Raw genomic sequence first — 7,273 nt, forward strand, 5'->3', positions numbered from 1 at the left:
AGGAAAGCCGCTGCCCCGCCCTCACCAGGCGTTCTGGATCGCCTGGTACTCCTCGTAGGTGAGCGGGAGGACGCTGCCGTGGCGCGGGCGTCCCGGCAGCGAGTAGTTCGACACCGGCGTCCACTGGCCGCTCGCGAGGTTCGTGGTCTCGAACGGGATGTAGCCGCGCCCGCCGTACTCGTCGATGAACATGTACCACCGGTTCTCGGTGTTGGACTTGAAGATCAGCGGGCCCTCGCCCTGGTTGATCGTGCCCGAGCCGATGCACTCGGTCTGGAAGCCCCAATTGGTGTTCGTCAGGCTCGTCGAGGTCTCCGAGAGGATGAACTTGCCGCAGGAGGTGCCGCTGCGCTCGTCCTTGGTGTAGCGGAAGTAGGTGCCGTTGTGCTCGGCGACCGTGGAGTCGATGGTGGAGTATCCTTTGTCGACCCACACCCGGGCCTGGCTGAAGGTCCGGAAGTCGGTGGTCGTCGCGTACATCATCCGGTGGTAGGTGCTGTCGGAGTGGTCGGAGGTCGAGTACAGCTTCGAGGCCCAGTAGACGACGAAGGCGTTCTGCGCCGGGTCCCAGTAGGCCTCCGGCGCCCACGTGTTGCCCGCCGAGGACGGCGAGACCTGCTCGAGGCGCGCCGAGCTCCAGTTCACCAGGTCGTCCGACTCCCACACCACCAGCGACCGGCTGCCGTGGCGCTGCGCGCGGTCCCAGTCCCCGTTGCCGTGGATCTTGAGGTCCGTGGCGATCATGTAGTACCTGCCGTCCTGCGGCGACCTGACGATGAACGGATCCCTCGCTCCTCGTTCGCCCACATTCGAGGTCAGCACGGGCTGACCGCCGTTGAGCGCGTCATAGGCGAGCGGGTTGTTCCCGCGGCTGAGCGCGAAGTAGACCTGCTCGCCGTTCGAGGAGCCCTCACCGGTCATGTAGGAGAAGAGGTAGCCGTACGGTTCGCCGGCGTTGCCCGAGCCCTCGTCGACGGGGATGAGCCGCCACTGCTGGTTGGGGCCGCCGTTCGGAGGGTACTGGGAGATCCGCGAACCGGGGGAGGTGGCGTTCTGCCACACGTCGAGCGCCTTGCCCGTGTAGCGGTTGACGAAGGTGGCGTAGCCGCCCGACTCGGTGACCGTCCACTGCTGGTTGGTGTTGTTCAGGTCGGTCCACTGGACGACCTCGGCACCGTTGGCGGTGTTCCAGTCGTAGACGTCGAGGACGTGGCCGGAGTGCCGGGCCTGGACGCGGTAGTGGCCGTTCCCGGCGTCGATGAAGCGGAACTGCTGGTTGGGTGCGTCGTTCCGGTTCCATTGGACGAGGCCCGCGCCGGTGGCGGTGGAGCCGCCGTCGATGTCGAGGACGAGTCCCGAGCTGCGCGATTCGAGGACGTACCAGGTGCCGGTGTCCACGGCGGCGTTCGCGGCGGGTGGGCTGACGAAGAAGGCGGCCGTCAAGGCGAGGGCCAGCGCGGCGGCGAGGCGGGACAGTCGTGGGCGTGTACGGGGTCGCATGGTCGCTCCCAGGGGTGCGTTCGGGCAGGGACGTCGAGGCGTGCGCGGACGTGCCGGGAATCGCGCGTCCGCCTCTCAATAAATCTATATACATAGAAGCATCAATGGTTAGTGTAAGGGTTCGCGGAGCCCGACTCAATGCGCCGACCGGCCGTCGACGCATCGATTGACCGCTGAATTGACCGAACTCGCCTGCTTTCACGGCAAAAACCTTGATATCGATACGCATCTATGTTAGTATGGGAGCGGTTCCACGAACAGTTCCGACGACGGCCAACCCTTGGGGCCGCCGGCGGATCGGCTCACCCCGATCCGCCGCGAACCCCAGCGGACCGGCGCGACAGGGGCGCCGCCCGCAGCGATCCCCGCCGTCGTCCCGCACCCGCGAGGGGATTCCTCATGGCCACGACCGCCTCGACCTCAACCAAGACCGCACTCCTGCCCGAACCCGACTCGCCCGCGCCCTCGCGCCCGCCGCGCTCGCTCGCGGTCGTCCGCATCGTGCTCGGCTGGGTCTTCCTCTGGGCCTTCCTCGACAAGACCTTCGGCCTCGGCTACGCCACACCCCCCGAACGGGCGTGGATCGAGGGAGGCAGCCCCACCGACGGCTTCCTCGCCAGCCGCGACGGCACCTTCGGCGAGCTCTTTCAGGGCATGGCCGGTCAGGCCTGGTCCGAGTGGCTGTTCATGGGCGCCCTCGCCTCCCTCGGCATCGCCCTCGTGCTCGGCATCGGCCTGCGCCTGGCGGCCATCGGCGGCGCCGTGCTCATGGTGAGCATGTGGATGTCGATGCTGCCGCTCGAGAGCAACCCGATCGTCGATGAGCACCTCTTCTACATGGTGGCAATGATCGCGCTGGCGATCGGCAGCGCCGGCGACCGCTGGGGCCTCGGCACCCGGTGGCAGCGGCTCGGCATCGTCCGGCGCCTGCCGATCCTCCGGTAGGGCGCGGACGCCGGGCCCCGCCTCTCGGCGGGGCCTGGCGTCGTGCCGTCAGATCCAGCCCTCTTCCCAGGCGCGGTGCGCGGCGGCGTGCCGCGAGGAGACGGCCAGCTTGGTCATCGCCGAGGACAGGTAGTTGCGGACGGTGCCGGGTGCGAGGTGCACCCTCGCGGCGATCTCGCCGACGGACGCGCCGGTCCTCGTCTCCCGCAGCACCTCCAGCTCCCGGTCGGTGAGCGGGCAGTCGTCCTCGGTCAGCGCGGAAGCGGCGATGTCGGGGTCCACATAGCGCTTCCCGGCAGCGATGTCGCGGATGATCTCGGCCAGCTTGGAGGCGGGCGTGGTCTTGGGGACGAAACCGTTGACGCCGGCGGCGAGGGCACGGCGCAGCACGCCCGGCCGGGCATGCCGGGTGACCAGCACGATCTTGGTCTCCAGCTCGGCGCGGATCTCCTCGGCCGCGCGCAGCCCGTCGGCGGGCGGCATCTCCAGATCGAGCACCGCGATGTCGGGCCGGTGGCGGGCGGCCTGGAGCACCGCGTCGGTCGACGTGGCCGCCTCCGCGACCACCGCGAAGTCCTCCTCCATGGCCAGCAGCGAGGCCAAGGCGCCCCGCAGGAGATCCTCGTCGTCGGCCAGCAGGATACGGATCACGTCGTCGCCTCCATTGATCGCTCGATCGGGAGCGAAGCGGTGACGGCGAAGCGGTCACCATCGTGCTCCCAGCCCAATTCGCCCCCGGCGGCCTCCAGGCGCTCGCGAAGCGTCCGCAGCCCCGTCCCGGAGGCCGAGACCGACTCGGTTCCCGCTCCGTCGTTGGCCACGCGCAGCCGGGCGGCGCCGCCGTCGAGGCGGAACTCGACCTCGGCGCGACCGGCTCGACTGTGCCGCAGCACGTTCGTGGTCGCCTCGCGCATCACCAGGCCCAGCAGGTGCCGGCCGGCGGGGGAGAGCCGGCCGATGCCGGCGGCGGCGTCCTCGTCGAGATCCATCGTCGCGTCGATGTCGGCGGCGGCCAGCACCTTGGTGGCGTTGGCGACCTCCTCGTCCAGAGTGGTGCGCCGGTAGTCCTGGACGACCGCCCGGGTGTCCTCGAGCGCGTCGACGGCCAACTGCCGCACCGCCTTCATCTCGGCAGCGGCCCGCTCCGGGTCCGACTCGGCGAGCCGCGCCGCCAGCTCGCCCTTGAGCGCGATGACCTGGAGGTGGTGGCCCTGGATGTCGTGGAGGTCGGCGGCGAAGCGCAAGCGCTCGTTCTTGACCGCGAGCTCGGCGGCCAGCTGCTGCGCCTCGTTCAGACGCCGCGCGATGTCCCAGGCCCACAGCGGGCCCAGCACCATGGCGGTGATGAAGATCAGCAGGCCCAGCGGCCACAGCGCCGCGTGCATGACCTCGCTCGCCTCGCCGTGGGCCAGGCTGACGGCGGTGCCCGGGAGCGGCGCGACGAGCGCGGCCACCGCGATGAGCACCGCCGCGGCGCGAGGGCGCAGGAACGTCGCCGCGATGGCCACGGTCGTGGCCGGCACGACCGGCCAGATTCCATAGTCCCGCAACGCGAGCGAGATCACGCTGACCACGAGCGAGCCGGCCGCGGCCACCGCGAGCCAGCCCTTGACCGAGGGGCCGAGCCGTGCGGCCGAGTCGAGCGACATCCGCCGGTTGAGCAGGACCACGCAGGCGAGGGCCGCCACCGCCAGGAACGCGACGCGAACCACTCGGAGCCAGACCGGCACCTCGTCGTCCAGCACCCAGCCGGCGCCGAAGAAGACCAGGAAGAACGCGGTCGTACCCGGAACCGCCCACCACGTGTAGCGGCGGAAACTCGTCAGTCCCGCCTCGCGGTCGATCGGCGCATCAGGCACGAGAGCCATTGTTGCAGCCCACGGACGGCGGGAGGCAGACGAGGCCCGCCGGGCGCATGACACATGTCATCCCGGCCGGTGACCGACCCATGCGGGCTCATCGGATTTCGGCACTACTGGCGCTCCCGGCGCCCTGCGAACGTGGAGGGCATCCAAGCCCTTGGCGCGAAGGAGAGTCCCGTGTACGCAACGAACATCCCCGAACAGAGCGGCGAGCAGGCCGTCCGCCATCACCATCCCGGTCGCGGCGGCAAGCGCCGCTTCCTGCTGCACTACGTCGAGATGGTCATCGCGATGCTGGTCGGCATGTTCGTCATCGGCGGCGCGGTGCGCGGCGCCCTGGCGCTGGCCGAGGTCGAGTTCGGCTCCCGGACGCACCCGGAACTGGTGGCCGTGGAGATGGCCCTGGACATGACGGTCGGCATGGTCCTGTGGATGCGCGTCCGCGGCCACGGGTGGCCCGCCATCCTCGAGATGGCCGCGGTGATGCTCGCCCCGGTGCCGGTCCTGCTGCCGCTGCTGTGGTCGGGCGTCATCGGCTACGACATGCTGATGCTCGTCGAGCACGTAGCCATGTTCGCGCTCATGTTCCTGGCCATGCTGCGCCGCTCCGGCGAATACGGAGGCCGGACGTCATGAGCGCCGTCGAAACCGCCCCCGAACGCGCGCCGTGGTTCCACTGGCTGCTGCGCCGCTGGCCCACCGGCCTCGCGGTCCTGGCGGGCCTCCTGGTCGTCGGCACCGGAGTGAGCGCCGAGACGCTCGACTCGCTCGGCGAGCTCATCCCGCTGCTGGCCCTGGAGTACCTGCTCATCGCCAAACTCGGGCGGCGGTGGCTGTCGTGGCCGGTCGTCTTCGCGCTCTCGGCGGTCATGGCCGCCGCCCAGATCGCCGGGGTCTTCCGGCCCTCGGCGGTGTTCGCGTTCCTCGCCGTGGCCGTGCTCGTCTGGGCCGCCGTGGATGGCCGACTGTTCAAGGACCGCATGTTCGGCGTCCAGGTGCTGGGCATGGTCGCCTTCGGGGCGATCGCATTCGCGGCGTTCACGGTGGACCCGGACCTGTCGCGGTACACAGTCGCCTTCGCCTGGCTCTCCCACGGCGTGTGGGACTTCGTCCACCACCGGCTCGACAGGGTCGTCTCCCGCTCCTACGCCGAGGCGTGCGGCGTGCTCGACGTCCTCATAGCGGCGGGTCTGCTGTTCCTGGTCTAGTGAAATGAGCGGCGCGGGGAGCCGTGCGCGTGTGATGATCCTCGGGTCGGCGCCCGAGGATCGCCGCGTTCCATGGCGAAGGCCACGTGGCCGCCGCTTGACGACGCCACTGGGGCAGATTATTATCGTACAAGGTACATTATACACCGTACGGCATACGGCGTACGTGGCACCGTGAGGAGACGGCGATAGACGACACCCAGCGCCGCGACGAGACCGCCGCGAACGAGAGGGGCGACGTCGTGCCGGCGGCGTTCCCCGACCCCACCGTCCTGCACCCGCTGCCCGAACACCACCGCGTGGTGCTCTTGCGGCCGCTGGTGACCGATCCACGCCTCGAGATCGGCGAGTACACCTACTACGACGACCCGGGCGCCCCCACCGAGTTCGAGACGCGGAACGTCCTCTACGCCTACGGGCCCGAACGGCTCGTGATCGGCCGGTACTGCGCGCTCGCCGCCCGGACGCGCTTCATCATGCCCGGCGCCAACCACCCGATGATGGGCGTCTCGACCTTTCCGTTCACCATCTTCGGCGGCGAATGGGCCGAGCGCACCCTCGACATCATGCAGGGCATGGAGACTCGCGGCGACACCGTTGTCGGCAACGACGTCTGGTTCGGATACGAGTCGCTGATCATGCCGGGCGTGACCATCGGCGACGGCGCGGTCGTCGCCTCGGGCTCCGTGGTCACCGCCGACGTCGCGCCCTACACGATCGTCGGCGGCAACCCGGCCAAGCCGATCAAGCGCCGCTTCGACGATGCCGACATCGAGCGGCTGCTGCGAGCCGCCTGGTGGGACTGGCCCGTCGAGACCGTCACCGAGCACGTGCGCACCATCATGACCGGCACGCCGTCCGAGGTCGAGGCGATCGCTCAAGGACGCGCCAGCGAGGAGGAGTCTCCATGAGGGAATACAAGGTCGCGCCAGGCGCCTACGGCGTCACCGCGGGGCCCGACGGAGCACTGTGGTTCACCGTGGCCGAGGCCGACCGCATCGGTCGGTTCGAGGTGGGCGGAGAGCCGCGCTACTTCCGGCTCGAACCGGAATCGCAGCCGACGGTGATCACCGCCGGCCCGGACGGCGCGCTCTGGTTCACCGAGTTCAAGTCCGACCGGATCGGCCGGATCACCGTCGACGGCCGAGTCGAGGAGCTTCCGTTGGAATCCGGCGCGGGCCCGTACGGCATCGCCGCCGGAAGGGACGGCGCGGTCTGGTTCACCGAGACCGCGACCGACCACATCGGACGTATTTCGGCGGACGGCGAACTGAGCCGCTTCCCCATCGGACGCCGGGGCTGCTTTCCCTCGGCCATCACCGCCGGCGCCGACGGGGCACTGTGGTTCACGATGAACGCCGCTGCCGCGATCGGCCGCGTCACCACCGGCGGCGAGGTCACGGTGCTCGAGCTCGGCATCGAGGGCGTCGCGCCGGTCGGCATCGCCGCCGCCCCGGACGGCGTCTGGTTCGCCGACATCGCCGGCGACCGGATCGGGCGCCTCGGATCCGACGGCAGAGCGTCGGCCTTCGTGCTCAACGCCAAGGCCAAACCCCACGCCGTCGCCGCCGACACCGCCGGCGGGTGCTGGTTCACCGAGTGGGGCGGCAACCGCATCGGCCATATCACCGCCGCGGGCGAGCTCAGCGGCCACGAGCTGTCCGAGGCGGACGCCGAACCGCACGGCGTCGCCATCGGGCCGGACGGCGCGGTGTGGGCGGCCCTGGAGATCGGCCGCCTCATCGCCATCGACCCCGA

8 protein-coding genes are annotated in these 7,273 nt (G+C 70.1%); 5 read left to right on the forward strand and 3 right to left on the reverse strand.

The features are described from left to right. Positions 1 to 21: 21 nt before the first annotated feature. Positions 22 to 1,500: an RICIN domain-containing protein gene (locus tag ACYVK3_RS17915; RefSeq protein ID WP_460498690.1), complete on the reverse strand. Its 1,479-nt coding sequence runs from the start codon at positions 1,498 to 1,500 to the stop codon at positions 22 to 24. Positions 1,501 to 1,899: 399 nt separating this feature from the next. Here ACYVK3_RS17915 and ACYVK3_RS17920 point away from each other — a divergent pair, with 399 nt between their 5' ends. Then, a complete protein-coding gene (locus ACYVK3_RS17920; RefSeq protein WP_460498691.1) occupies positions 1,900 to 2,445 on the forward strand; it encodes a hypothetical protein in 546 nt (181 codons plus the stop codon). A 48-nt stretch (positions 2,446 to 2,493) separates the two neighbouring features. On the opposite strand, the gene ACYVK3_RS17925 is transcribed toward ACYVK3_RS17920, so the two are convergent. Next, positions 2,494 to 3,096, reverse strand: coding sequence for a response regulator transcription factor (locus tag ACYVK3_RS17925; protein ID WP_460498692.1), 603 nt, complete (start codon positions 3,094 to 3,096; stop codon positions 2,494 to 2,496). After that, positions 3,093 to 4,304 carry a sensor histidine kinase gene (locus ACYVK3_RS17930; protein ID WP_460498693.1) on the reverse strand — a complete coding sequence of 404 codons (1,212 nt, stop codon included), beginning with the start codon at positions 4,302 to 4,304 and terminating at the stop codon, positions 3,093 to 3,095. Before ACYVK3_RS17930 ends, ACYVK3_RS17925 begins: the two co-directional genes overlap by 4 nt. Positions 4,305 to 4,484: 180 nt before the next feature. On the opposite strand from ACYVK3_RS17930, the gene ACYVK3_RS17935 reads away from it, so the two are divergent. The 4 genes from ACYVK3_RS17935 to ACYVK3_RS17950 form a co-directional block, all read left to right on the forward strand. Next, positions 4,485 to 4,943 (forward strand): hypothetical protein, encoded by a 459-nt coding sequence (locus ACYVK3_RS17935; RefSeq protein ID WP_460498694.1) that lies wholly within the window; start codon positions 4,485 to 4,487, stop codon positions 4,941 to 4,943. Further along, the gene (locus ACYVK3_RS17940) at positions 4,940 to 5,515 is read left to right on the forward strand and encodes a hypothetical protein (protein WP_460498695.1); all 576 of its coding nucleotides are present in this window, start codon (positions 4,940 to 4,942) and stop codon (positions 5,513 to 5,515) included. The genes ACYVK3_RS17935 and ACYVK3_RS17940 overlap by 4 nt, the downstream gene beginning before the upstream one ends. A gap of 242 nt (positions 5,516 to 5,757) precedes the next feature. Beyond that, positions 5,758 to 6,426 (forward strand): CatB-related O-acetyltransferase, encoded by a 669-nt coding sequence (locus ACYVK3_RS17945; RefSeq protein ID WP_460498696.1) that lies wholly within the window; start codon positions 5,758 to 5,760, stop codon positions 6,424 to 6,426. Further along, on the forward strand, positions 6,423 to 7,273 hold an 851-nt coding region (locus ACYVK3_RS17950; protein ID WP_460498697.1), incomplete at its 3' end, for a Vgb family protein. The genes ACYVK3_RS17945 and ACYVK3_RS17950, both read left to right, overlap by 4 nt.

The sequence above is a fragment of the Glycomyces tarimensis genome (assembly GCF_054776215.1).